At 68.0% G+C, this 24,090-nt stretch carries 20 protein-coding genes; 12 read left to right on the top strand and 8 right to left on the bottom strand.

Features of this window, described 5'->3' with window-relative positions; translation table 11 throughout:
• The first annotated feature begins 108 nt into the window (after window positions 1–108).
• The 10 genes from QNM97_RS11595 to QNM97_RS11550 all read left to right on the top strand — a co-directional run bounded on the left by QNM97_RS11595 (window position 109) and on the right by QNM97_RS11550 (window position 11,127).
• Window positions 109–942, top strand: coding sequence for a helix-turn-helix transcriptional regulator (locus QNM97_RS11595; RefSeq protein ID WP_283823173.1), 834 nt, complete (start codon window positions 109–111; stop codon window positions 940–942).
• On the top strand, window positions 939–2,411 hold the full coding sequence (gene sufB / locus QNM97_RS11590; protein WP_283822848.1) for a Fe-S cluster assembly protein SufB: 1,473 nt from the start codon (window positions 939–941) through the stop codon (window positions 2,409–2,411). Before QNM97_RS11595 ends, sufB begins: the two co-directional genes overlap by 4 nt.
• Complete coding sequence (gene sufD / locus QNM97_RS11585; protein WP_283822847.1) at window positions 2,411–3,583, top strand: Fe-S cluster assembly protein SufD; 1,173 nt, start codon at window positions 2,411–2,413, stop codon at window positions 3,581–3,583. Before sufB ends, sufD begins: the two co-directional genes overlap by 1 nt.
• A 72-nt stretch (window positions 3,584–3,655) precedes the next feature.
• A complete protein-coding gene (gene sufC, locus QNM97_RS11580) occupies window positions 3,656–4,429 on the top strand; it encodes a Fe-S cluster assembly ATPase SufC (RefSeq protein ID WP_208791147.1) in 774 nt (257 codons plus the stop codon).
• Between the two features lie 37 nt (window positions 4,430–4,466).
• Window positions 4,467–5,774: a cysteine desulfurase gene (locus QNM97_RS11575; RefSeq protein WP_283822846.1), complete on the top strand. Its 1,308-nt coding sequence runs from the start codon at window positions 4,467–4,469 to the stop codon at window positions 5,772–5,774.
• A complete protein-coding gene (gene sufU / locus QNM97_RS11570) occupies window positions 5,774–6,256 on the top strand; it encodes a Fe-S cluster assembly sulfur transfer protein SufU (RefSeq protein ID WP_020171393.1) in 483 nt (160 codons plus the stop codon). The genes QNM97_RS11575 and sufU overlap by 1 nt, the downstream gene beginning before the upstream one ends.
• Window positions 6,253–6,642 (top strand): metal-sulfur cluster assembly factor, encoded by a 390-nt coding sequence (locus tag QNM97_RS11565; protein ID WP_208791149.1) that lies wholly within the window; start codon window positions 6,253–6,255, stop codon window positions 6,640–6,642. Before sufU ends, QNM97_RS11565 begins: the two co-directional genes overlap by 4 nt.
• A 6-nt stretch (window positions 6,643–6,648) precedes the next feature.
• The gene (locus QNM97_RS11560) at window positions 6,649–7,116 is read left to right on the top strand and encodes a DnaJ family domain-containing protein (RefSeq protein ID WP_283822845.1); all 468 of its coding nucleotides are present in this window, start codon (window positions 6,649–6,651) and stop codon (window positions 7,114–7,116) included.
• Between the two features lie 40 nt (window positions 7,117–7,156).
• On the top strand, window positions 7,157–8,557 hold the full coding sequence (locus tag QNM97_RS11555; RefSeq protein WP_283822844.1) for a 3' terminal RNA ribose 2'-O-methyltransferase Hen1: 1,401 nt from the start codon (window positions 7,157–7,159) through the stop codon (window positions 8,555–8,557).
• Window positions 8,554–11,127, top strand: a complete 2,574-nt coding sequence (locus QNM97_RS11550; protein WP_283822843.1) for a polynucleotide kinase-phosphatase — start codon at window positions 8,554–8,556, stop codon at window positions 11,125–11,127. Before QNM97_RS11555 ends, QNM97_RS11550 begins: the two co-directional genes overlap by 4 nt.
• A gap of 4 nt (window positions 11,128–11,131) precedes the next feature.
• On the opposite strand, the gene QNM97_RS11545 is transcribed toward QNM97_RS11550, so the two are convergent.
• The 3 genes from QNM97_RS11545 to QNM97_RS11535 all read right to left on the bottom strand — a co-directional run bounded on the left by QNM97_RS11545 (window position 11,132) and on the right by QNM97_RS11535 (window position 15,046).
• A complete protein-coding gene (locus QNM97_RS11545) occupies window positions 11,132–12,880 on the bottom strand; it encodes a flavin-containing monooxygenase (RefSeq protein ID WP_283822842.1) in 1,749 nt (582 codons plus the stop codon).
• Between the two features lie 160 nt (window positions 12,881–13,040).
• Window positions 13,041–14,192 carry a lycopene cyclase family protein gene (locus QNM97_RS11540; protein WP_283822841.1) on the bottom strand — a complete coding sequence of 384 codons (1,152 nt, stop codon included), beginning with the start codon at window positions 14,190–14,192 and terminating at the stop codon, window positions 13,041–13,043.
• 65 nt (window positions 14,193–14,257) lie between these two features.
• Window positions 14,258–15,046 (bottom strand): SDR family oxidoreductase, encoded by a 789-nt coding sequence (locus QNM97_RS11535; protein WP_283822840.1) that lies wholly within the window; start codon window positions 15,044–15,046, stop codon window positions 14,258–14,260.
• Between the two features lie 142 nt (window positions 15,047–15,188).
• On the opposite strand from QNM97_RS11535, the gene QNM97_RS11530 reads away from it, so the two are divergent.
• Together QNM97_RS11530 and QNM97_RS11525 are read left to right on the top strand one after the other, a co-directional pair.
• The gene (locus tag QNM97_RS11530; protein ID WP_283822839.1) at window positions 15,189–16,154 is read left to right on the top strand and encodes a glycosyltransferase family 2 protein; all 966 of its coding nucleotides are present in this window, start codon (window positions 15,189–15,191) and stop codon (window positions 16,152–16,154) included.
• Window positions 16,145–17,038: a glycosyltransferase family 2 protein gene (locus tag QNM97_RS11525; RefSeq protein WP_283822838.1), complete on the top strand. Its 894-nt coding sequence runs from the start codon at window positions 16,145–16,147 to the stop codon at window positions 17,036–17,038. Before QNM97_RS11530 ends, QNM97_RS11525 begins: the two co-directional genes overlap by 10 nt.
• On the opposite strand, the gene QNM97_RS11520 is transcribed toward QNM97_RS11525, so the two are convergent.
• The 5 genes from QNM97_RS11520 to QNM97_RS11500 all read right to left on the bottom strand — a co-directional run bounded on the left by QNM97_RS11520 (window position 17,004) and on the right by QNM97_RS11500 (window position 24,025).
• The gene (locus QNM97_RS11520; RefSeq protein ID WP_283822837.1) at window positions 17,004–18,347 is read right to left on the bottom strand and encodes a lipopolysaccharide biosynthesis protein; all 1,344 of its coding nucleotides are present in this window, start codon (window positions 18,345–18,347) and stop codon (window positions 17,004–17,006) included. The genes QNM97_RS11525 and QNM97_RS11520 overlap by 35 nt on opposite strands.
• Window positions 18,344–19,312, bottom strand: a complete 969-nt coding sequence (locus QNM97_RS11515) for a beta-1,6-N-acetylglucosaminyltransferase (RefSeq protein ID WP_283822836.1) — start codon at window positions 19,310–19,312, stop codon at window positions 18,344–18,346. Before QNM97_RS11515 ends, QNM97_RS11520 begins: the two co-directional genes overlap by 4 nt.
• On the bottom strand, window positions 19,309–21,897 hold the full coding sequence (locus tag QNM97_RS11510; RefSeq protein WP_283822835.1) for an AMP-binding protein: 2,589 nt from the start codon (window positions 21,895–21,897) through the stop codon (window positions 19,309–19,311). Before QNM97_RS11510 ends, QNM97_RS11515 begins: the two co-directional genes overlap by 4 nt.
• A complete protein-coding gene (locus QNM97_RS11505; RefSeq protein WP_283823172.1) occupies window positions 21,884–23,047 on the bottom strand; it encodes a 3-dehydroquinate synthase II family protein in 1,164 nt (387 codons plus the stop codon). The genes QNM97_RS11510 and QNM97_RS11505 overlap by 14 nt, the downstream gene beginning before the upstream one ends.
• Window positions 23,048–23,167: 120 nt before the next feature.
• Window positions 23,168–24,025, bottom strand: coding sequence for a 2-amino-3,7-dideoxy-D-threo-hept-6-ulosonate synthase (locus QNM97_RS11500; RefSeq protein ID WP_283822834.1), 858 nt, complete (start codon window positions 24,023–24,025; stop codon window positions 23,168–23,170).
• Window positions 24,026–24,090: the final 65 nt, after the last annotated feature.

Below are 24,090 nucleotides of genomic sequence, written 5' to 3'. Positions count from 1 at the left end.
TGGGTGACCGGCCGCGATCGCGTCGGGGCGGGGCGCGCGAGGTCGGCGCTAAGGGCACCCTTGCTGGCACGAGGGAATCAATTACGTCACACTCGTGTTGTGAAAACCATGCGCGGTGATGTTGTGCGGGGCGAAACCGTGCCCGACGCCGCCCATCATGGTGTCCACGCCGATGGGCAGACGCGGGCTGCGGTCATCTCCCTGCTCGTGGAGGACGGGCCGTTGACGGCAGGAGAGATCGCCGACCGGCTCGGGATCAGCGCTGCCGGAATCCGTCGTCATCTCGACGCGCTCACCGCGGCGGGCGATGTCGAGGAAGCATCCCCGGCGTTCGGCCAGCGAGGCGGTCGAGGACGTCCGGCGAAGTGGTTCCAGCTGACCGCGGTCGGCCGGGGCAAGCTCCGCCACGCCTACGACGATCTCGCCGGCGCGGCGATGCGCAAGCTGCGTGACCTCGGCGGTTCCGGAGCGGTCGCGGACTTCGCCCGCGAACGGGTGGAACGCATCGTCGACGGCATCGATCCCGCGACCGATCCGTCCACGGTTGCCGGGACCGTCACCGAGATCGCCGAGGCACTGACCAGTGCCGGATACGCCGCGAACACCCGGCAGGTCGGCGCAGGTATGCAGATCTGTCAGCACCACTGCCCGGTGGCGCACGTGGCCACCGAGTTCCCCGAGTTGTGCGAAGCGGAGACCGCGGTATTCACTGAGCTGCTCGGCACGCACGTGCAGCGACTGGCGACCATCGCCAACGGCGACTGCGCGTGCACCACCCATGTTCCGCTCCCGCATCCCGATCCACCCCCGGATGCCACCGAACAGTCGGATCCCGAAGAACAGCAGCCGGATCCCGAAGAACACCAGCACAGCACGACCCCGACGAGTGATGCACAGCCCGCATCCGCTCGACACCCCCAGAGTCGAAAGGCTTCGCGATGACAGTCACCGATCCCACGGTCACCACCGCCGGCGAGTCCACCCCGGTTGGTAAGGCGGCGCCGCTCACGCAGGAAGAGACCATCGCGTCGTTGGGCACGTACGGCTACGGCTGGGCCGACTCCGACGTCGCGGGCGCCAGCGCCCAGCGTGGTCTGTCCCCGGCGGTCGTCGCCGACATCTCGGGCAAGAAGTCCGAGCCGCAGTGGATGCTCGATCAGCGTCTCAAGGCGCTCAAGATCTTCGATCGCAAGCCGATGCCGCGCTGGGGTGCCGAACTCGACGGCATCGACTTCGACAACATCAAGTACTTCGTGCGTTCGACCGAGAAGCAGGCCACCTCGTGGGAGGAACTGCCCGAGGACATCAAGAACACCTACGACAGGCTCGGCATCCCCGAGGCGGAGAAGCAGCGGCTCGTCGCCGGCGTGGCCGCGCAGTACGAGTCCGAGGTGGTCTATCACCAGATCCGGGAGGATCTCGAGGCGCAGGGCGTCATCTTCCTCGACACCGACACCGGTCTCAAGGAGCACCCGGAGCTCTTCCAGGAGTACTTCGGGTCGGTCATCCCGGCCGGTGACAACAAGTTCTCCGCGCTGAACACCGCGGTGTGGTCGGGCGGCTCGTTCATCTACGTCCCGCCGGGTGTGCACGTCGACATCCCGCTGCAGGCCTATTTCCGGATCAACACCGAGAACATGGGCCAGTTCGAGCGGACGCTGATCATCGTCGACGAGGGTGCCTACGTGCACTACGTCGAGGGGTGCACCGCACCGATCTACAAGACCGACTCGCTGCACTCCGCTGTCGTCGAGATCATCGTCAAGAAGGGTGGTCGGTGCCGCTACACGACCATCCAGAACTGGTCGAACAACGTCTACAACCTGGTCACCAAGCGCGCCAAGGCCGAGGCCGGCGCCACCATGGAGTGGATCGACGGCAACATCGGGTCCAAGGTGACGATGAAGTACCCGGCCGTGTGGCTCACCGGTGAGCACGCCAAGGGCGAGGTGCTCTCGGTCGCTTTCGCCGGCGAGGGGCAACATCAGGACACCGGCTCCAAGATGGTGCATCTCGCGCCCAACACCTCGAGCAACATCGTCTCCAAGTCGGTCGCGCGTGGCGGTGGCCGCGCCTCCTACCGCGGTCTGATCAAGATCAACAACGGCGCGCACGGCAGCCGGTCGACGGTGAAATGCGATGCGCTGCTTGTCGATACCATTTCGCGCAGCGACACCTACCCGTATGTCGACATCCGCGAGGACGATGTCACGATGGGGCACGAGGCGACCGTGTCGAAGGTCAGCGACGATCAGCTGTTCTACCTGATGAGTCGCGGACTGACCGAGGACGAGGCGATGGCCATGGTGGTCCGCGGCTTCGTCGAGCCGATCGCCAAAGAACTCCCGATGGAGTACGCGCTCGAATTGAACCGTCTCATCGAACTCCAGATGGAAGGAGCCGTCGGCTGATGGCCGATCCGACATTGCCGGTGGTCTCCGCCGGACCGGTCAACAAAGGCGAGCAGTTCACGTCGTTCGACGTCAACGCCTTCGAGGTACCCAGCCCGCGCGAGGAGGCGTGGCGGTTCACCCCGTTCCGCCGCCTACGCGGTCTGCATGACGGCACCGCCGAGCGCACCGCGGAGGCGACCGTGACGGTCAGTGGCGCGGGCGACGGGGTCACCGTCGACAGCGTCGGGCGCGCCGACGAGCGTCTTGGCCAGGGTGGCGTTCCCTTCGATCGCATTGCCGCGCAAGCATATTCGTCGTTCACCGAGGCCACCGTGGTGACGGTCGGACGAGAGGTCGAGCTCGGCGAGCCGGTCACCATCGAGGTCACCGGACCCGGCGAGGGTCAGACGGCGTTCGGTCACCTGCAGATTCGCCTCGAACCGTTCGCGCGTGCCGTCGTCGTCCTCGATCAGAAGGGCAGCGGCACGTACGCGGAGAACGTCGAGTTCGTCGTCGGTGACTCCGCCGCACTGACGGTCGTCAACGTCCACGACTGGGCCGACGACGCCGTGCACGTGGCCGCCCACCACCTACGGGTGGGACGTGACGCCACGGTTCGCCATTTCGCGATCAGCCTCGGCGGCAACCTCGTTCGCCTGTCGCCGGTGGTGCACTACGACGCACCCGGCGGCGACGTCGAATTGTGGGGTCTGTACTTCGCCGACGCCGGCCAACACCTCGAACAGCGTCTGCTCGTCGATCACAGCCAGCCCAACTGCCGCTCCAACGTGGTGTACAAGGGTGCGCTGCAAGGCGATGCGACCGACCGTGCGCGCGAGGCACACACCGTGTGGATCGGTGACGTGCTGATCCGCCCCGAGGCCGAGGGCACCGACACCTTCGAGTTGAACCGCAACCTGGTGCTCACCGACGGCGCACGCGCCGACTCGGTGCCGAACCTGGAGATCGAGACCGGCGAGATCATCGGCGCCGGACACGCCAGTGCCACCGGCCGATTCGACGACGAGCAACTGTTCTATCTGCAGGCCCGCGGCATCCCCGAGGATCAGGCCCGACGGCTGGTCATCCGCGGATTCTTCGGCGAGATCATCGCCAAGATCGCGGTTCCCGAGCTCCGCGAACGACTCGAGGCGGCCGTCGAGGCCGAACTCGAGATCGCCGGCGCCTGACCGGCCGACGCAGAAGCCTCGCACCGGACATCAGCCCATACGCACCCACAGACACCCATCAAGGAATGAATCGTGAGCACACTGGAAATCCGTGACCTGCACGTCGACGTCGCCCAGAGCGATGCCGACGCCGAACCCATCCACATCCTCAAGGGTGTCGATCTGACCGTGAGCTCGGGCGAGACGCACGCGATCATGGGGCCCAACGGATCCGGCAAGTCGACGCTGTCCTACGCCATCGCCGGGCACCCGAAGTACCAGGTGACCCAGGGTTCGATCACCCTCGACGGTGAGGACGTCCTGGAGATGAGTGTCGACGAACGCGCGCGCGCCGGACTGTTCCTGGCGATGCAGTACCCCGTCGAGGTGCCCGGCGTGTCGATGTCGAACTTCCTGCGAACCGCGGCGACCGCGGTGCGCGGCGAGGCACCCAAGCTGCGCCACTGGGTCAAGGAGACCAAGGAGGCGATGACCGCCCTCGAGATCGACCCGTCCTTCGCCGAACGCAGTGTCAACGAGGGCTTCTCCGGTGGCGAGAAGAAGCGCCACGAGATCCTGCAGCTCGACCTGCTCAAGCCGAAGATCGCGATCCTCGACGAGACCGACTCCGGCCTCGACGTCGACGCGTTGCGTGTGGTCAGCGAAGGCGTGAACCGCTACAAGGAGGCCGAGAACGGTGGCATCCTGCTGATCACGCACTACACCCGAATCCTGCGCTACATCAAGCCCGATCACGTCCACGTGTTCGTCGGCGGCCGCATCGTCGAATCGGCGGGCCCGGAACTCGCCGACGAACTCGAGGACAACGGCTACGTACGTTTCACCTCGGCGGCCGCGAGCCGCTGACCCGGTGCACGACGCCGGGTCTGTGAAAGGAGCACTCGTGACTCTCTCCGCAGACGCCGTCGAGACCGGGACCACCGGCCTCGACATCGCCGCGGTGCGTGCGGATTTCCCCATCCTGGCGCGCAACGTCCGCGACGACAAACCGCTGGTGTACCTCGACTCCGGGGCCACCTCGCAACGGCCACTGCAGGTTCTCGACGCCGAGCGTGAGTTCCTGACGACCCGCAACGCCGCGGTCCACCGCGGTGCGCACCAGCTCGCCGAGGAGGCGACCGACGCCTACGAGGCGGCACGGGAGACCATTGCCGGTTTCGTCGGCGCCGCACCCGACGAGATCGTGTTCACCAAGAACGCCACCGAGGCGCTGAATCTGGTGACCTACACCCTCGGCGACGACCGCAGCGCAGCGATCCTGGGTGGCCGCGCACTCGGTGAGGGTGACACCGTCGTCGTCACCGAGCTCGAACACCACGCGAATCTCGTTCCCTGGCAAGAACTCTGCCGACGCACCGGTGCCACCCTGAAGTGGTACGGGGTCACCGGCGGGGATTCGGCCGATGCGGGCCGGATCGATCTGGACTCACTGGACCTCGACGAGACCGTCAAGGTGGTGGCGTTCACCCATCAGTCCAACGTGACCGGTGCGGTCGCCGACGTCGCCGAACTGGTGCGCCGGGCGCGTGCGGTCGGCGCGCTGGTGGTCCTCGACGCCTGCCAGTCGGTGCCGCACATGCCGGTCGACTTCACCGCACTCGACGTCGATTTCGCGGCCTTCTCCGGGCACAAGATGTTCGGACCGTCCGGTGTCGGTGTGCTCTACGGCAAGCAGGCGCTGTTGAATGCGCTGCCGCCCTTCCTGACCGGTGGTTCGATGATCGAGACCGTGTCGATGGAGGTGTCGACGTACGCGCCCGCACCGCAACGGTTCGAGGCCGGGGTACCGATGACCTCACAGGTCGTCGGACTCGGCGCGGCGGTCGACTATCTCCGGCTGCTGGGCATGAACGCTGTTGCCGCACACGAGCACTCACTGGTCGAGCGAGCGCTGTCGCAGCTCGGCGAGATCGGTGGCCTGCGCATCATCGGTCCGAGCACCACCACAGACCGCGGGGGAGCGGTGTCGTTCGTCGTCGACGGAATCCACGCCCACGATCTCGGGCAGATCCTCGACGACGAGGGAGTCGCCATTCGTGTCGGTCACCACTGCGCGTGGCCGCTGCACAAGCGGTTCGGTGTCGCCGCAACCGCACGCGCGTCGTTCGCCGCATACAACACCCTCGACGAGGTCGATGCGCTCGCCGCAGCGATCCGCAAGGCGCAGAACTTCTTCGGGGTGAACGCCTGATGCGCATGGAGCAGATGTATCAGGACGTGATCCTCGATCACTACAAACATCCGCACGGCCGTGGTCTGCGCGAGCCATTCGGCGCCGAGGTCGCCCACGTCAATCCGACCTGCGGGGACGAGGTGACCCTGCGGGTCGCCCTGAGCGACGACGGCACCACCGTCGCCGACGTCTCCTACGACGGGCAGGGCTGTTCGATCTCGCAGGCCTCGACATCGGTGCTCTACGACCAGATCGTCGGGTTGCCGGTCGAGCAGGCGTTGGCGACCGTCGACTCGTTCTCCACGATGATGACCTCGCGTGGCAAGGACGACGGCGACGAGGACGTCATCGGCGACGGCATTGCCTTTGCCGGGGTGAGCAAGTATCCGGCGCGGGTCAAGTGCGCCCTCCTGGGATGGTTGGCGTTCAAGGACGCGTTGGCACGATCGGTCGAGGCACTCGAATCGCAACCAGCATCGCAAGGAGCGGAGACAGCATGAGCATCAATCCCGACGCGGCCGACGTCGACACCACAGCCGGTGTCCCGGCGCCGACCGGCCCGAGTACGTCGCTGCCGCAGTACGACGACGTCGAAGAGGCCATGCGCGATGTCGTCGACCCCGAACTGGGGATCAACGTCGTCGATCTCGGACTCGTCTACGGCATCGAGATCACCGACGATGCCGTCGCGAAACTCGACATGACGCTGACCTCGGCGGCCTGCCCGCTCACCGATGTGATCGAGGATCAGACCCGCGGGGCACTGGTCAACAGCGGACTGTGCACCGAGGTCGAGATCAACTGGGTCTGGCTGCCGCCGTGGGGCCCGGACAAGATCACCGACGACGGCCGCGAGCAACTGCGCGCCCTCGGGTTCACCGTCTAGCGGCCGGTGACCGGACCGGACGGCGGCGACCCCGCATCCACCGGACCCGAGGGACACTTCCGACGGGTACGGCGGTGGCGTCCGCAGCGTCACGAGTCACGGGTCGAGAAGATGATCCGCGAGGCGACCGAGCGTGGCGAGTTCGACAATCTGCCCGGAATGGGTAAGCCGCTCAACCTGTCCGGACTCGACGACCCCGATTGGTGGGCCAAGCAGAAGATCCGCGACGAAGACCTCGACTCGACCGCACTGCTGCCACCCACCCTGCAACTGCGCAAGGAGCGCGACACCTTCCCGGAGTCGTTGCGCGGCATCGCCGACGAAGGTTTGGTCCGCACGATTCTGACCGACTTCAACACCCGGGTGAAGCAGGACCGGTTGCGTCCGAGCGTCGGCCCGGCCTCACATCTGGTGTGCCGCACCGTCGACGTCGAGGAGATGGTGCAACGCTGGCGGTTGTCGCGACACAGCTGACCGGCCAAAACCGTTTGCCCCCACCGATAGTGTGGTCGGCGTGTTGATGACCGTGGAAGTACGTGGCGGGCCGGCGAGCCCGGCGACCGATGTCGGCTACCTGCTGCACAAGCATCCCGATCGGGTCCAGCGATTCCCGACCAGCCAGGGCGTGGCCACCGTCTTCTACCCGATCGCCGACGACGACCGGTGCCGGGTCGCCATGCACGTCGACGGCACCGGTATCCGTCCGACGCGCGATTCCGGGACATCGCGATACGTCACCGCCGCGCCGTACGAGGCGTCCACCCGCATGGTGGTCGCACTGGGCAAGGTGTTCGGTGACGCACTGGCCGGACGCTGCCACCAGCGGCCCGAGTTGGTCGACCGAACATGGGATCTCACCATCCGCGCCGCCGCGGTCCCGTGCCCCGGTGGCCCTGACAACCCCAGAGACCCTGACAACCCCAGAGCCACCGACACCCTGAGTGCCGAGGATCTCTTCGAGCCACTCGGCTGGACCGTCGAGATGACACGCGAGGCGCTGGTGCCGGCGGAGTGGGGCAGTTCCGACCACGGGGTGCTCACCGTGCGCGGATCGTTTCGCGTCGTCGACGCCCTGCGGCATCTCGCCGTTCTCGTCCCGGTTCTCGCCCGCGACAAGCACTACTTCGTCGACGACGCCGAGATAGAGAAGTTGGCGCGGCTCGGTGACTCGTGGCTGCCCGCCCACCCCCACGCCGCGGCCATCACCCGCGCGTATCTGAAGAACCTGCCGGGCCTTGCCGAGCGGGCGATCATCATGGTGTCCGGAGCGGATGCGCCGGCCGCAGGCGTCACAGATACACGGAAACGTCTGTCGCACAACAGGACAGAGGAGGTTGTCGGTCTCCTGTCGGCATCCGGCGCACGTTCTGTCCTCGATGTCGGTTGCGGGGAGGGGCGACTGTTGGCCGAACTGGCGGCACGCACCCCGATCCCGCGACTCGCCGGAGTCGACGTCGCGGCGGATGCACTGCACCGTGCGGCGCGACGGTTGGAGCTCGTACGGCAGGTCGAGCTCTGGCAATCGTCGCTGATGTATGCCGATCCACGCTGCTCCGGATACGACGCCGTGGTGCTGATGGAGGTCATCGAGCACATCGACCGCGGGCGGCTGCCGGTGGCGATGGCCTCGGTGTTCGACGACATGGCACCGGCCACCGTCGTCGTGACCACGCCCAATCGAGAGTTCAATGCCCGTTACGGGTTGGCCGCCGGCGAATTGCGTCACCCCGACCACCGTTTCGAGTTCGACCGCACCGAGTTCGCCGACTGGTGCGCCGCGGTCTCCTCGGAGTTCGCCTACACCCATGTTCGTGGCGGAATCGGTGACCGGGATGCCGAGGCGGGGTCGCCGACCCAGTACGCCGTGTTCACCCGCACCGATCGCACACCGTCGCCGGAAGGGGTGACACGATGACCGTCCTCGAAATCCCCGACCTGTGCCTGGTGGTCATGGTGGGAGTGTCCGGATCCGGCAAGTCCACCTTCGTTCGCCGTCACTTCGACACCACTGAGGTGCTGTCGTCGGATGCCTTGCGCGCCATGGTCGCCGACGACCCCACCGATCAGTCGGCCACCGCCGATGCCTTCGCGGTGCTCTCCGACGTCGCCGGACGGCGTCTGCGCCGTGGCCTGTTGACCGTGGTCGACGCGACCTCGCTGCGTCCGGAGGATCGTCGGGTGTTGCTCGACCTCGCACGCGAGGCAGACGTCTTCGCGGTCGCGATCCTCCTCGACGTCCCGCGCGGCGAACTCACCAGGAGAGCGTCGGTCACCGGCGCCGACGAGGGTGTTCTCGCACGGCAGTACAACCTGCTCCGCAACAGCCGAAAAGTGCTGCGCAAGGAAGGGTTCCGGTACGTCCATCATCTCGACGGAGTCGCCGGGATCGACGCCGTCCAGGTCGTCCGAACCCGCATGTACCACGACAAGCGCGATCTGCACGGGCCGTTCGACATCATCGGCGACGTCCACGGATGTGCCACCGAACTCGTCGACCTGCTGCGCGCCCTCGAGTGGGTGGTCGAGGTGGGTGACGACGGCCGCGTCCGCGGCGTCCCCGAACACCCGCAGGGCCGTACGGCGGTCTTCGTCGGCGATCTCGTCGACCGTGGTCCGGACAGTCCACAGGTCATCGCGGTGGTCCGGGCGATGGTCGATGCCGGCCGCGCACTCTGCGTGCGCGGCAATCACGAGGAGAAGCTGGTGCGGTTGCTCCGCGCCGGAGCGGGCACCGGGCGCGGGGCAGGTGGTGCGGAGATCCGCGCGCGACACGGTGCCGATCTGACGCTGGCGCAGCTCGCACAGACGACCGACGAGTTCCGCTTGGAGGCAACAGAATTCCTCGACGGTCTGATCACCCAGCTCGTGCTCGACGACGGACGACTCGTCGTCGCGCACGCAGGGCTCGCCGAGCGTTATCACGGACGCACATCGGGGCGGGTTCGCAGCGCGGCGCTCTACGGTGAGACCACCGGTGAGACCGACCGCTGGGGTTTTCCGGTGCGGATCGACTGGACCCGGGACTATCGCGGGCAGGCACAGGTCGTGTACGGACACACCCCGGTGCCGCAGGCGGCGTGGGTCAACAACACGATCTGCATCGACACCGGATGCGTGTTCGGCGGCGCGTTGACCGCGTTGCGCTACCCGGAGCGGGAGGTCGTGTCGGTGCCGGCGCGGGCGACGTACTTCGACGCCGGTCGTCCGCTCGGCTACGGGCAGAGCGCAGCCGACGACCGCGTGCGCGCACGGCTGCACCGTGCCGATGTCCTCGGAAAGCGCTCCATCCGAACCGGATACGGGCCACCGGTGTCGATTCGTGCCGAGAACGCGGCGGCCGCTCTCGAGGTGATGTCGCGATACTCCGTCGACCTACGATGGTTGCGCTACCTGCCGCCGACGATGAGTCCGATCGGCTCGGATCGTGACGATCTCCTGGAGAGTCCCGGCGCCGCGTTCACGTTCTTCCGTGAGCAGGGCATCTCGACCGTGATGTGCGAGGAGAAGCACATGGGGTCGCGCGCGATCATGGTGCTCACCGCTGACGAGGACACCGCGTTGCGTTGTTTCGGGGTGCGCGGTGGCAGCGGCGCCATGTACACGCGCACCGGTCGGCCCTTCTTCGACGGCTCCGACGAGCACGCGCTCCTGGCGCGGGCACGCACCGCGGTGGCGGAGTTGTTCGACCGGCTGGACGCGACATGGCTGATCCTCGACGCCGAACTGCTGCCGTGGAACATCAAGGGCGAGAGTCTGGTTCGGGAGGAGTTCGCGGAGGTCGCCGCGGCCGGCCGAGCCGAGACCGAGATGTTGCACGACGAACTATCCCGCGCACTGGCCCGCGGTCTGTCGGTGGACGCCGAGCTCGATGCCCTCGGGCGTCGCCGTGCCGACCTCGGCGCGTTCACCGACGCCTACGCGGGCCATGTGCACCCGGGCGCCGAAATCGACGACGTTCGTATCGCGCCATTCGAGGTGCTGGCCTGCGGGGGTGGCTCGGCGGGGGAGATGACCCTCGAGTCTCGTTCGCACGCATGGCATCTTGACACCATCGCGACACTGGTCGACGCCGACGACGGACTGTTCACCCGAACCCGCCACCGCGTCGTCGACGTCGATGACCGGCGCTCGTGTGCGGCTGCGGAGCAGTGGTGGGCGGATCTGACATCGGCGGGTGGCGAGGGGATGGTCGTCAAACCGTACGCCAATGCGGTGCGCGACAATGCTGGACGCGTGCCGCCGGCCGGGGTCAAGGTCCGCGGCCGCGAGTACCTGCGGATCGTCTATGGGCCGTCGTACCTCGATGACCTGGCGCGCTTGCGGTCTCGCGATCTGCGGCACAAGCGGTCGATGGCAGCGCGTGAATATCGGCTGGGCCGTGAGGCCCTCGCCCGTCACGTGGCTGGGGCTCCGCTCTGGCAGGTGCACGAGTGCGTCTTCGGGGTGCTGGCGCTGGAATCCGAGCCCGTCGACACCCGCCTGTGAGCACTCACATCATGTGTTCGGGATGGACGTGGGTGGGCATCAACTGCAGCATCGACATCCGAAACGCCATCTCGCGGCGGTTGTCGACGAGTTCGGAATACAGGTCGGTGAGGGCGGCGTCGCCGAGATTGTGCGGCCCCACCACGCGATAACAGGAAGGGTTGAAGCTGCCGAACCACAACTGGATGAACAGCTTCGGGTTGGTGAGCATCATCCGCATCGGGATCAGGCACCCGATCTCACGCGCGAGCGCGTCGAGGTAGAGCACCTGGGACGGGATCGCTTCGGTGTGCCGAGGGCTCAACGCCGTCCAGTACTCCTCCCACTCCTTCTCACGCCCGATGCGTTCGTCGATGTCGGCGGGCGGGGTGAGTGCGCCGCTGAGCACCCGGGCGAAGTAGCGTGCCTGCATCTCCGCGCACACAGGGATCCCGCCGGAGAACGGACGCACGAAGCCGATGAAGGCCACCGTGCCCTGATGCTCCGGATGCAGGAAGTGCTTGTACAGGTTGCGCACGTTGCCGTCCTTGACCTGCAGGTCGCCGATCGACAACGACTCCTTGGTGAAACCGGTACACAGCACCACCGTGTCGTACTCGGCGGAGGTGCCGTCGCCGAAGGTGATCGTGGTGCCCTCCGAGTGAGAGAGCCCGCGGTCGTTGAGTGTCACCCGGCCGCTCACCAGGTGCGGGATGAAACTGACGTTCTTGCAGAAGATGGTGCGTTGTGCCCAGCTGCCATCGGGATGGGACCGTCGATTCCACGTCCGGATCAGTTCGAAATTCGCGTCGTCGTGCACGGTGCTCACGTCGAGTTTGGGCGGGAACATCGGCTCGCCCATCGGATTCAGTGCGGACTTCGGTCGGCGGCGGGCGGGAACGAGTCGTTCGCTCGCCACCCGGACCGCGCCGAGCGCCGTCGTCACCACCCCGAGGACGACCGAGAACGCGAGGAACACGGCCTTGGCGATCGTGCTCGTTCCCCAGAACGTGTCGAGGACGAACGGCTCGTCGCTCGAGCGGCGCAGCATCTCGTGATGATGAGACCGGACGGTTCCGTGGTCGGTGGTGCGGTCGCCGTTCATGATTCGGGGCAGCAGGTAGTTGTAGGAGCGGATCGACAGCGTCGCCTCGGCGGCGACGTCGCCCACCTCGCGCACGATGTCGGCACCGGACTCGGCGAGCCCGACGATCAGGACGCGCTTGCCGCGGAAACGTTCGTTGTTGCGGTACTCGCTGGAGTGCACGATCTCTCCGGTGAATCCCTCGAGCTCGGCGATGTCGCGATTCGGTGTGGCAAACGGCCCCGAGCACACCGCGACCGCGTCGAACCTCTCGGCACGGACGGCTCCCGCGGCGTCTCCGCCGTCGCGCACATCGACCCGCCACGTCGCGCCGTCACGGGTGACATCGACGACCTCATGACCGGCACGGATGTGCTCGAACAGACCGAAACGCTCGGCGTACCCCTTCAGGTAGTCGAAATACTGCGCGCGCGAATAGAACTCGCGCTCACCACGACTACCGTCGCTGGCGTGGGGATGATCGGAGTAGGCCATCAGCTTCATCGAGATGGTCAGCATCAGGGTGTCGTAGGCCTTCATCTGCTCGGCATCCGCACCATCGGCGTCGCGCAGCCAGATTCCGCCGACATCCGGGTTCTTCTCGAAACAGACCACCTCATGGCCTTCGTCGAGGAGTTGTTTGATGGTCGTGAGACCGCACGGACCGGCGCCGACCACGCAGACCTTCATGGGATGTCCTTCGAGATGCGAGTCGGGGCACTGCCGCCGACACCCGGCACCGGATTGGTGTTAGGCGAGGCTAACATTAGTTATCGGGCGCCCTCAATCCGCACCCGCAACACGGGACCAAAGTCCCGCGGAATCGGCGACGCGCTCTCCGTGGCGCCGATCAGGCGCGGCCGCGCATCGTTCGTCGGACCAGGGTCGTGCGGGTGGGTTGATCGAGGGCCGCGAACACCCGGCGCATCGCGGCGAGGGTGCCCGTGAGGTCGGTGCGTTCGCTCAGGTAGCTGCGCTGTGACTCGAGCGGCAACGCGAGAAAGGCGTCGAAGAACCGAACGGTTTGCACGGGGTCGAGACCCAGCAGGACGGCGGCCCCGCGCAGGCGCAGACGCCACACCTGCCGTGCCCGCCACGGCCACAACACCTCCGAGGTGTCCTCGTCATCGGCGACCGCCCGTGCCGCGGTATCGGCCCAACGCAGCGCGGTCGCCACACCGTATCCGGTGGTCGGGTTCACGAATCCGCCTGCGGCGCCGAATCGCAGCGGCTCCAGACGCCACGGGGTGGGCGAGGCGATGAGTACCGGGAAGGACACCCGCTCCCGGTGCCGTGCCCCCTCACCGGTGATGCCGTGGCCGGCCAGGCGGGTGGTGAGGCGGTCGGCGAGTTCGGCGACCGGCAGCGCCGGGCGGCCGATCAGGCAGGTCTCCTCGAGAAGGATCGCGTCGTCGCCGACGGGTACGGCGTAGAGGAACGACGGCGCCGCTCCGCGGGGGCTCCACGGCGGACCTTCTCGCGGCGCTCGCCAGTCCATGAGGACCGCCTCGGCGCCGTCGAGGACCGGCGCCGCCTCGTCGCGGCCGACCACGATGCCGAACGCGGTCTGGCGCGGGGCCGCCCGGGCCGACGGGCCGTCGGCCGCCGCGCCACGACAATCGAACACCGTCGCTCCCCGATGGACCTTGCCGTCGTCGGTGATCACCCGGTCGGCGGCAACGTGGCGCGTTCGTGCCTCGACGACGTCGACACCGTCGAGGTGCAGGCGTCGCTGCAGCCCGACCGTGTCGAAGACGCTGTAATCGCGCGGGATGTGACGCCGGTGGATCGCATGAGCGGCCACCGACGCCGTCCGCGCGGCGATCACCGAGTCGTCGAGCCAGGCCGGTAGCTCGTCGGTCCACGCTGCATACGTTGCCGTCCAGCGTCGTTCGACGCGCGAATCGATGAGCGTCACCGGTACGCCGTGATGGGCGAGCCGATGGGCCAGCGCCCGACCGGCAGGTCCCGCACCGACGACGATCGCCGTCCGGCCTCTCACCCCAGCCCCCTCACCCCGGTACCCTCACTGCGGCACCTTCACTCCCCGGGCCCGCGCCGCGTCATTCACACAGCACCGGTGGCCAGGAGGCCACCGTCGATCCGCAGGGTCTCGCCGGTGATCCACGACGAGCCGTCGCCGGCCAGGAACGCCGCTGCGGCGGCGATGTCCTCGGTTTCGCCGAGGCGACCGAGCGGGTACCGCGCGATCGCCTTGGCCTCGTTGTCACCGCTGATGAGCACATCGGCGAACTTGGTCCGGACGATGGCGGGGGCGATGGCGTTGACCCGGATCCCGGACGGTCCGAGCTCCCAGGCGAGTTTCTCGGTCAGCCGGATCAATGCGGCCTTGGATGCGCCGTAGGCAGCGATCACGCCGGTCGATCGCAGGCCGGCCACCGACGCCACGTTGATCACCGCGCCGCCGTGCTCGGCCATACCCGCCCGATAGGCCTCCTGGACGAAGCCCAGCGCGGCAACCACGTTGGTGTCGAACGTCTTTCGGACGGCGTCGAGATCGGCGTCCATCAGCGGTCCCGCGGTCGGTGCGATGCCGGTGTTGTTGACCAGGATGTGGATTCCTCCGTTCGACACGGCCGCCGCGACGGCCTCCGTCCGATGCGCGGGGTCTCCGGTGTTGCCGGGCACCGCGGTGACCCGCGCATCGGCGACGGAGGTGCGAATCTGCCGGGCGGCGTCCTCGAGGGCGTCGGGCTTGCGGCCGGTGATGACGACCGCGGCTCCGCGGCGGGCCAGTTCGGTGGCGATGCCCAGTCCGATTCCCCGGCTGGAGCCGGTGACGAGGGCGGAGCGACCCGTGAGGTCGGGTGCGGGAAATGAAGTGGTGGCGGTCACAGGAGTCACCTTATCGACTTCGGGTCGGCAGCCGTCTGTGTGGCACCGCCGGCACCTGGGAATTTGCTTAGGCTATCCTCATCACGGAGTGTGGGCAAGGTTGGGAGAGGGGTGCATGAGGGTGAGGCCGACCGTCGGCGTCGTGATCCCTGTGTACCGGTGCGCGCCCTATGTTCGCGGCTGCCTCGAATCGGTTCTGGCGCAGACCTTTCCCGTCGACCAGATCGTACTTGTCGATGACCGGGGCGGCGACGACTCGGTTGCGCTGGCCCAGCGGGTACTGGCCGAGCACGAGCGTCCGCATACGCTCATTCGCCAACCCCGCAACGGCGGCCTGGGGCGGGCCCGCAACACCGGCCTGGCGCAACTGGACACCGATCTGGTCTGGTTCCTCGACAGCGACGATCAGGCCGACCCCGACTTCGTGGAACGCCTCGTCGACGCGATCGAGCGGCATGACGCGGCATTCGCCGTCACCCGTACCCGGCGCGTCGACGTCGACGGCAACGTCCTGCAGATCGACGAGGCGCCGCCACCAGCCGAGGTGCTCACCGGAGAGCACTATGCCCGCGAGATCCTCCGCGGCCGCGCGAAGGCGTACGCCTGTACCAAGATGTTCCGCCGCGAGATCCTCGGAACCCACCCGTGGGCACAGGATCAGGCCTACGAAGATGTCGCGACCAGTGTGCGGCTGGCATTGTCGGTGGACCGGGTGGCCACCGTGACCGAGCCGCTGTATCGCTATCTGTATCGGGAGGGCTCGTTGTCGACGGCCCTGAGTCCCTCGACGCTCGACCTCTTCCGCGTCGAAGCCGATGTGCGAGAGCTGATCTGCGGCGCCGACCGCGGGGTGGACTGGGCCCGCGACTTCGTGGGCTTCCGCTACCGCGAGGTGCTGACGTCGGTGGCCCACGTCGCGATGCGGTCGGCGCATCACGGCCGGGCCGAACCGCCGTTGTATCGCACGGCGATCCGTCGGGTCCGCGCCGACATCACCCTGCACGATCTGCCGGCCCTGTGGGCCGGACGCCATCTGCGCGAGGCGAGGTTCGCGATGCTGATGAAGTTCGTGCCCGGCCTCTACTCGGCGGTGTTGCGATGGCGCTGACCGGGCGGGCGGACCCGCCGCTGGTGACAGTTCTGATGCCGGTGTACAACGCCGCCGACCACATCGAGGTGGCCGCGCGGTCGATTCTCGAGCAGGGCGTCGACGATCTGGAACTCCTGGTGATCGACGACGGCTCCACCGACGGCAGCGCCGAGGTGTTGCGCGCACTCGACGAACCACGCATACGTGTGGTGGGACAACCGAATTCGGGACTCGTGGCCGCCTTGAACCGTGGTCTCGACGAGGCCCGCGGCAGGTATCTGGCGCGTATGGATGCCGATGACATCTCGGCCCCCGGTCGGTTGCGTTCGCAATTACGGTGGTTTCGCCGGCATCCCGACGGGATCGCCTGCGGCACCGACTACGAGATGTTCGGATCGATGACCGGCCGCGTGCGGATGCCGCGCTCGGACAGGGCGTGCCGTCAGCGGCTGCTGCTGGCCGGAAGTCTGTGCGGCGCTTCGGTGATGATGCGCCGTGACGTCGTGACGGAGGCCGCTCTGCGGTTCGATCCGCAGTTCACCCACGCCGAGGATTACGAGTTCTACGCACGGCTCTCGGCGTTCGGACGGATCGGCAACGTCGCATCGGTGGGCTATCGGTACCGGATTCATCCGTCGCAGGTGAGCAACCGGCACAGTGCCGAGCAGCGGGAGGCGCACCTGGCGATCGCGGCGGCGCACGCGCACCGCACCGGTGTGCGCGCCCTGCCGGATCACGTCGTCGGCGACCTGCTGTGGCCCGAGGACGCCGGGGTGCTGCGGACCGCGGTGATCACCTCGGCGGCCGCAGCGCGGGCATTCCGGCGGAAACCGGGAGTCCAGTCCGCCCGTTTCTGTTCGCGTCGCGTCATCGAGGCGACGCTGGCTGCCCGACGTCGGTGACACCGGCGCCGAAGCCGCCGAGCGTCGCGACCCGCGGATCGTCGTCGGTGCGAGAAGTGTCCGACGGTGCGTCGTGCAGCATCGTGCGCACCCCGACGATCAGCGGCCGGGCCACCACCGCGAGGGTGATCACCGCCGCGAGCAGCGAGGCCACCGCGACGCCGAGTAGCCCGAGCGGATCGAGCAGCACCCACGCACCACCGACGGTGGTGATCACCATGATCACCTGCGCGGTGACCATCCACCGCATCCTTCGTTGGAGCTGGGCTATCAAGAAGTAGGTCACGACAACGGTTTCCACGATCGATTCGACGGCCATGACGACCATCAGCGGCCCTGCCGCGTGGAAGTAGTCGCGGCCGGCGAGCACCAGCACGACCGGCCCCCCGACCGCCAGTCCCGCCGCCACCACCCCGGTGACCAGTCCGAGCATCCGGCCCAGTCGCCGTAGCAGGGCCGGGCGGTCGGCGCCGGGCGCGGAGGCCTCGACGATGAACGCCGAACCGATCGACGCGCGCAGCATGCCGGCCGCCGAGCACATCGTCCACGCCAGGTTGAAATAGGCGTTCTGGGTGGTGTCGGTCTTGGCGACGACGACGAGCGGCAACGCCAGCGGCGTCACCGACGACACCAGCATCAGGAAGAAGAACGCTCCCTGGAACGACAACAACTCGCGCCCGGCCGGTAGATCCGGGCGTTGGCCGCAGCGAGCGATCGCGGTACGGCAGGCACCGAACACGAAGACGGCGGTGACCACGGCCGCCAGCAGCGCCCAGGATCCGGAGATGACCAGTGCCGAGGGCACACCGGCCAGAACGATGATGGGGACGATCTTGATCGCCGAGAGCGTGATGTTCTTGACCGCCACGGCCGGAGCGCGCCGCAGGCCGGTGAGGATGGGGTCGGTCAACGCGTAGAGCGCGAACACGACGACCATCGCCACGAAGGCGATTCGTTCACCGGTGCTGTGCAGGATTCGGTCTCCGAGTCCGACGACGACGAATCCGATGGCGAGGACGATACCGGTGGCCGCGGTCAGCAGATACCCGCCGACGATGTAGCGCAGGGCGGCGCCGCCCGCGACCGGCAGGAACCGTTGAAATGCACCGCCGAGGGACAGACAGGCCAGTGAGGACAGCACGGTCGCCGAGCTGATCACGGCGGAGGCCCGACCGACCTCGGCGGTGGGGAAGTGGTGCTCGGCGACGATCCAGTACACCAGCCCCAGCAACCCGGTACCCACCGAGCTGGCCATCAGGGCAGAAGCGTTGATCGTCAACCGATCCCGGGTGGCGAACCGGCCGATCACGTGCGCACCCGAGCGGGCCGAGCGGTGTCTGTCGGGTCGCTGTCTGTCGAGTCGCTGTCTGACGGGCCGGGCAGCGGCCCGGTGCGCCACGTCCAGCCCGAGGGCACCTTGCGGGCGAACAGGGCCGGGCCGTCCAGAGCGGGTCGCAGCGCCTCGACATCGAGATCCGGTGGCGAGACGCCGGCGGGATCGGTCCAGTCGATGTAGTGCTGCCCGTGGATGGTCACGTCGCTGTGTACGCAGTCGGACTCGGGATGCCGATAATTGTCGTGGACGCACTCGGCGTAGTTCTGCCCGATGGCCGATGCGCGAGCCGATCCCATGAGGATCGAGTGGAACACGATCTCGTCGGGGCACGAGGCGAACCGCAGATCCCGCAACCAGCCCGGGTCGTCGGCAAGGGTGCGGGCGATGATCCCGATCGCCTCGTCGGTGAGCGACCACCAGTTGGACCCGCGGTAGAGGCGCCGTTCGACCGGTGGGCGGGGAATGCGACCGGACAGCCGGCGCAGGCCCGGATGGTCGGGAAAGTGATAACGGTCGACGGTCGCGCGGTGCGGTCCGGAATCCAGTGCGCAGTCGACGCGCAGGAATTCGACGTCCCCGGACCACGCGTCGATCAGCTGGGGCAGCGGCCGAAGCAGCAGGTCGGTCCCCGACAGCAACGAATGACGATGGTAGACACGGCCGGTCGCCATGGACGAAGCGAGCAGCCGTAGGCCGGCGGACACCAGGCTGATGCCACCCCAGCGCACCCGAATGCGGTCGCGGTCGGCGACGAAGCGCACCGGATGCACCGCCTCGGGCAGTGCCGCACCTACCGCCTCGTGGAACGGACGACTGTCGACGGCGCGATCGATGTGGGCGTAGACGTCGATCTGCGGATGGTGCAGCGAGGCCACCAGATCGGCGAACAACGCGGGTTTGTCGTGCGCGACGATGTACACCGCGAACCGGGGGGTCATACGTGCGCCCCGGCAAGGGCATCGGCGACGATTCCCGCGGTCACATCGACGTGCGGCGCGCGCAGGATGCCGTTGTGGTCACCGCTGATGCGGTGCACGCCATGGTGTTCCGGCGCGATCACCTCCCACCACTCACCGGGGTCCGGGTTGTCCTCGGCGAGGACGATCGTGGCCGGGCCCGACCAGGGGTGTAACCGATGCAGCAACGCCGAACGTCGACCGAGTTCGTGGAAGAGTGACCACTGGGCATCGGCGGGCCGCGGCCACCATCCGGCGGTCAGCAACGCCGCCCGGGTACGCCACAGATCCCACGTCGAACGGTGCTCTGCAGCAACCTGTTCGGCGTCGACGACATCGGATCCGGTTGCGGCGTGGGTGGTGTCGGCGGTGGAGGCGGGCAGGTGAACCGGCAGACGACGTTGTAGCGGGCCGGTGAGCACCGTGTCGAGACACACGATGTGCTCGACGACCTCACCGTCGGCGATGAGGACGCGCGCGACCTCCATGGCGATCACCCCGCCCAGTGAGTGCCCGACGAATCGGTAGGGACCGTGGGGACAGAGCCGGCGCACCTGGCGGGCGAAGCGTCGCGCGGCCCGCCGGATCGTCGGATCGGGAACACCACGGTTCTCCAGACCGTGTGCGTGCAGACCGATGAGGCGATACCCGGACAGGCGCCGCGCCAACGGAGCGAAGGCCAGTGCCGACTCGCCGGCCCCGGCGAAGCCGAACACGATCGGGGAGTGTGCGGGCATTCCATCGGGATCATTCGTTGCGCCGGGCTCGTGCGTTCCCGGCAGATGGACCACCACGCCGTCGGCGCACACGGGTGCGGCTGCATCGATGCGCGCGGCGAGGTCTCGCACCGTCGGGTCGGCGATCGGTGCGGACGGGGGCAGGCTCACCCCGAAGGTCTCCTCGACCCGCTGCAGCAGGGTCACCGCGGTCAGTGAATCGCCACCGAGCGCGACGAAGTCGTCGTCTGACCCGATCCCGCCTGACCCGATCCCATCCGCCCCGATCCCGCCCGTCCCGATCCCCCCTGACCCGATCCCGAGCAGGTCGGCATAGATCGCTGCCAGGAGCTTTTCGGTACCGGTGGCCGGTGGCGTGTAGGCGGGGCGTCGCCGGGGGGCGGGCAGCGCGGTGCGGTCGACCTTGCCGCGCTCGGTGCGGGGCAGTTCGGGTAGCAGGACGATGTGGGCGGGGACCATCCACGACGGCACGGCCCGGCCGATGGCGGTGCGGACCGTCGCGACAGCCGGGGCACGGGCGGCCCGCGGCGGTGCCACGTAGGCGACGAGTTCGGTTCGGCCGTCCGACTTGTGGGCGATGACCACGGCGTCGCCCACGCCGTCGGCGGCGCGGGCCGCAGCGGTCACCTCGCCGATGTCTACCCGGTAGCCGCGGATCTTCACCGTGTCGTCACTGCGACCGAGCAACGTGAGCCGGTCACCGTCGACCCGCCCCACGTCGCCGGTCCGGTGACTGCGCACCGGCACTGCGGCGAGCCGCTGCCCGCCACCGGTGTCGTGCGTCGCGAAGTCGACGAGCTCACCGCCGCAGAGATATCCGCGTGCGAGATGGGGCGAGTGCACCTCGATGGCGCCGACAGCCCCGTCCGGGAGCGGCGTGCCGTCCTCATCGAGCACGCGTATGTGTTTGCCCGCCGCGATGCGGCCCGCGGGCAGTGTCCCGGTCGGCAGCTCCCGGTCGGGTGCGAACGAGTTGAAGGCGAGGTTGCCGGTCTCCGAGGAGCCGGATCGGTTCACGAAGGTGACCTCGGGCGTCAGTGCGCGCAACCGGTTGACCTCGGCCGCATCGAGCGCCTCACCGCAGGTGGCCACCAGGTCGATACCGCGCAGAGCCTCGCCGGCGCCGTCGGTGTCGAGGATCGCGCGCAACAACGCGGGCGACAGGTGCAGCGATTGTGCCCGGCCACGGCGCAGCGAGGCCACCAGATCACCCACGCCGTCGATTCGCGGATCGAGGGTCCACAGCAGCGCCCCGGCGAGCAGGGTGGTGACGGTGATGTCGAGTCCACCACCGAAGGCGGCTGGAAGTGCTTGTGCGACAATCGCTCCCGGACCGATGCCCAGTTCGTGGGCGAGTTCGGTCGCCTGATGCAGCCACAGCTCGTCGCCCTGCCGGACGGCCTTCGGGGTGCCGGTGGAACCGGAGGTGAAGGCGAGCACCGCGCAGTCCACCCGGGGATGGCCGGGCACGAGGTCGGCTGTGGACATGGTGTCGGTCCCGGAGTCGGCGCTCCAGAGCAGTGCTCCGGTGTCGGCGAGGACGGTCGACACCCGTGACCGCGGGGAGGCGGCATCGACGGGAATCAACGGATGCGGGGAGAAGAGCACGGCGAGCATCGGCAGGAAGGTCGCCGCCGTACCGTCGACGATGACCGCGACCGGCCGGTCGAGATCGGTACAGAACTCGGCGAGAGTTGCCCGGAGACGGCTCAGCTCGTCGTCGAGCTCGCGATAATCCCAGCACCGGTCGCCGATGCGCAGCGCGGATCGGTCGGCGTGGGCGGCGACGGCCGCGGCGAACCGATCGGCAAGGCGCTCAGCGTTCTTCACAGAACTCGGTGATGGGCAGCCCGACGTGGCGCGCTTCGGTGGGGACGTAACCCAGCAGCACGTCTCCGGGGGTGAGTTCGGTGACGTTGTTGACGCTGCCGCCGGGGCCGAGTAGGCGCACGTGCCAGTCGTCCTGGGCGATGACGTTGATCGTCTTGCCGTCCGGGCTCGTCGCCGTGATCGAGATCAGTGGGCGACGTTCGATCTTCACTCGCCCGATCCGCACCTCGCGGGCCGAACCGTCCGAACGCACCGCGAGGATCGGCTGACCCGCCCGCAGTTCGCTGACGTATCGGGTCCGGTTGTCGGGGGTCAGGACATAAGAGTGCACGGCGCCCGCATTCCATCGGAACGGTCGCGTCGGCATATAGGGGAGTGGATGGGTTTCACTGCAGGACAGAAACATTCCGCTGGCGAACGAACCGATGAGACAGCCCTCGTCCAGTTCGAGCAGTGAACACGTGTCGATACACGCGCGTTCGCCCATGCCGATGTGTTCGACACCGGTGATCGTCAGGTGGGACAACTCGACGCGGTCGGCGGTCGGCGACAGAATCGCCGCAAGAGCGAGGACGTCGTCGGCGTGCCGGGGTGCGAGGAGCAGCCCGTCGGAGCCGTGCTCGAGGACGAGTTTCACGATCTCGGCGTCGGTGATGTCGTGGACCACGGTCACCGTCTTGCCGCCGGAGTTCTCGGCGGCGGCGATCACGATCTCGAGCGGGATCTTGGTGGGATCGGTGAAGGTCAGGACGGTCCACGGGGTGACGCGCACCGCGTCACACGCCTGCGCCAGGGTGGGCGCATCGGAGACGGTGATGTGCACGCCGCTCGGGATGCCGGTGGGGTCGGCGGGATCGAGCGCCGCGGAGTCGATGAGGACGAGGTCGGCCTCCGATGCGGATTCGCCGTTGGCGGCGAACAGGATTCGGCGCACGGTCGGCGGTAGGTCGCTCAGCACCTGCGGGTCGTCGGCGACGATTCCGTCCAGCCCCTGGTTGAGGGCGGCGGCGATGACCGCGTCGCGCACCGTCGAGTTCAGTCCCCGGACGTCGATCCAGCCGAAATGCGTGGTGGCACGCGCAGCGCCGGTGGTGGTGGCGGCGGGCACGATCTGGTCGGTGACGACGACGTCGCCGGTGGCGGTGGACATGTCGGTGGTGGACACGGATGGATTCCTGTTCTGCTGACGGGGATGACGCGCGACCTGCGCGCGTCGGGCTGGGGTGTGGACGTTGTCGGACCGGGCTGACTCGAACCTGTCCAACTCGGCTCAGGCCGATTCGAGTGCGGTGACGTCGGCGGCCGCTCCGGCGCGCGCCATCGCCGTGGTCGCCGCACGGCGGTGCACCAGATCGGCCAGGCTGCTGGCGACCCGGAACGGGTCGGCGGCGTCGAAGATGTTGCGGCCGAAGCTCAGTCCGGCGACTCCACTGGTGAGCACCTCTGCGCCGAATTCGATGGCCTCGTCGTCGGTGCGGCCGGGCCCGCCGGCGACGTAGATCGGTGCCGGGGTGGAGTCGACGACGGCCCGCATGACCTCAGCGGAGCCGGCGTAGTCGAGTTTGACCATGTCGGCACCGAGATCGGTGGCGATCGCCGCGAGATGGGCCAGTGTCGTGCCCGTCGGCTGGGCCGGGAGGGCCGGACCCCGTGCGTACATCATGGCCAGCAGTGGCACCCCGAGTGCGTCGCACTCTCGGGAGATGGCAGCGAAGTCCTGCAGTTGCCGTGTCTCGGTCGCGGAGCCGACGTTGACATGCACGCTCACCGCGTCCGCGCCGATCCGCAACGCGGCGTCGACACCCCCGACGAGAACCTTCGCGTCCTGATCGGGACCGAGAGAAGTGCTCGCCGACAGGTGCACGATCAACCCCATGGTGGCGAATGCGGCCGAGGTGACCTGCTGGGCGCGACCTCGGTGGAGCACCACGGCATCACAGTCGGAATCGGCGAGCAGCCGGACCATGCGTTCGGTGTGGTGCGTGGGGCCCAGCGGACCGACGGTGACCGAATGGTCCATCGGCACGATCTGGGACCGCATGGTCACCGGGTCGGCGATGCGGGAGAGCCGAATAGCCTTGCCGCCCGTGGGATGTGGACGGCGATATCCGTCCGGAAAGGTGTTCATCGGGTCTCCTGGCAGGCCTGGGTGGAACGATTAATTAGGTTAGGCTAGCCTGTGCATTGATCGCA

The organism is Gordonia sp. L191, assembly GCF_030077625.1.
Classification (GTDB): Bacteria; Actinomycetota; Actinomycetes; order Mycobacteriales; family Mycobacteriaceae; genus Gordonia; species Gordonia polyisoprenivorans_A.
This window is presented reverse-complemented; position numbering and strand designations above follow the sequence as displayed.

Coding starts and splice junctions, on each gene's coding strand:
- QNM97_RS11595 (WP_283823173.1), top strand. CDS start 109: ATGCGCGGTGATGTTGTGCGGGGCGAAACCGTGCCCGACGCCGCCCAT.
- sufB (WP_283822848.1), top strand. CDS start 939: ATGACAGTCACCGATCCCACGGTCACCACCGCCGGCGAGTCCACCCCG.
- sufD (WP_283822847.1), top strand. CDS start 2,411: ATGGCCGATCCGACATTGCCGGTGGTCTCCGCCGGACCGGTCAACAAA.
- sufU (WP_020171393.1), top strand. CDS start 5,774: ATGCGCATGGAGCAGATGTATCAGGACGTGATCCTCGATCACTACAAA.
- QNM97_RS11565 (WP_208791149.1), top strand. CDS start 6,253: ATGAGCATCAATCCCGACGCGGCCGACGTCGACACCACAGCCGGTGTC.
- QNM97_RS11550 (WP_283822843.1), top strand. CDS start 8,554: ATGACCGTCCTCGAAATCCCCGACCTGTGCCTGGTGGTCATGGTGGGA.
- QNM97_RS11545 (WP_283822842.1), bottom strand. CDS start 12,880: ATGAAGGTCTGCGTGGTCGGCGCCGGTCCGTGCGGTCTCACGACCATC.
- QNM97_RS11525 (WP_283822838.1), top strand. CDS start 16,145: ATGGCGCTGACCGGGCGGGCGGACCCGCCGCTGGTGACAGTTCTGATG.
- QNM97_RS11515 (WP_283822836.1), bottom strand. CDS start 19,312: ATGACCCCCCGGTTCGCGGTGTACATCGTCGCGCACGACAAACCCGCG.
- QNM97_RS11505 (WP_283823172.1), bottom strand. CDS start 23,047: ATGTCCACCGCCACCGGCGACGTCGTCGTCACCGACCAGATCGTGCCC.
- QNM97_RS11500 (WP_283822834.1), bottom strand. CDS start 24,025: ATGAACACCTTTCCGGACGGATATCGCCGTCCACATCCCACGGGCGGC.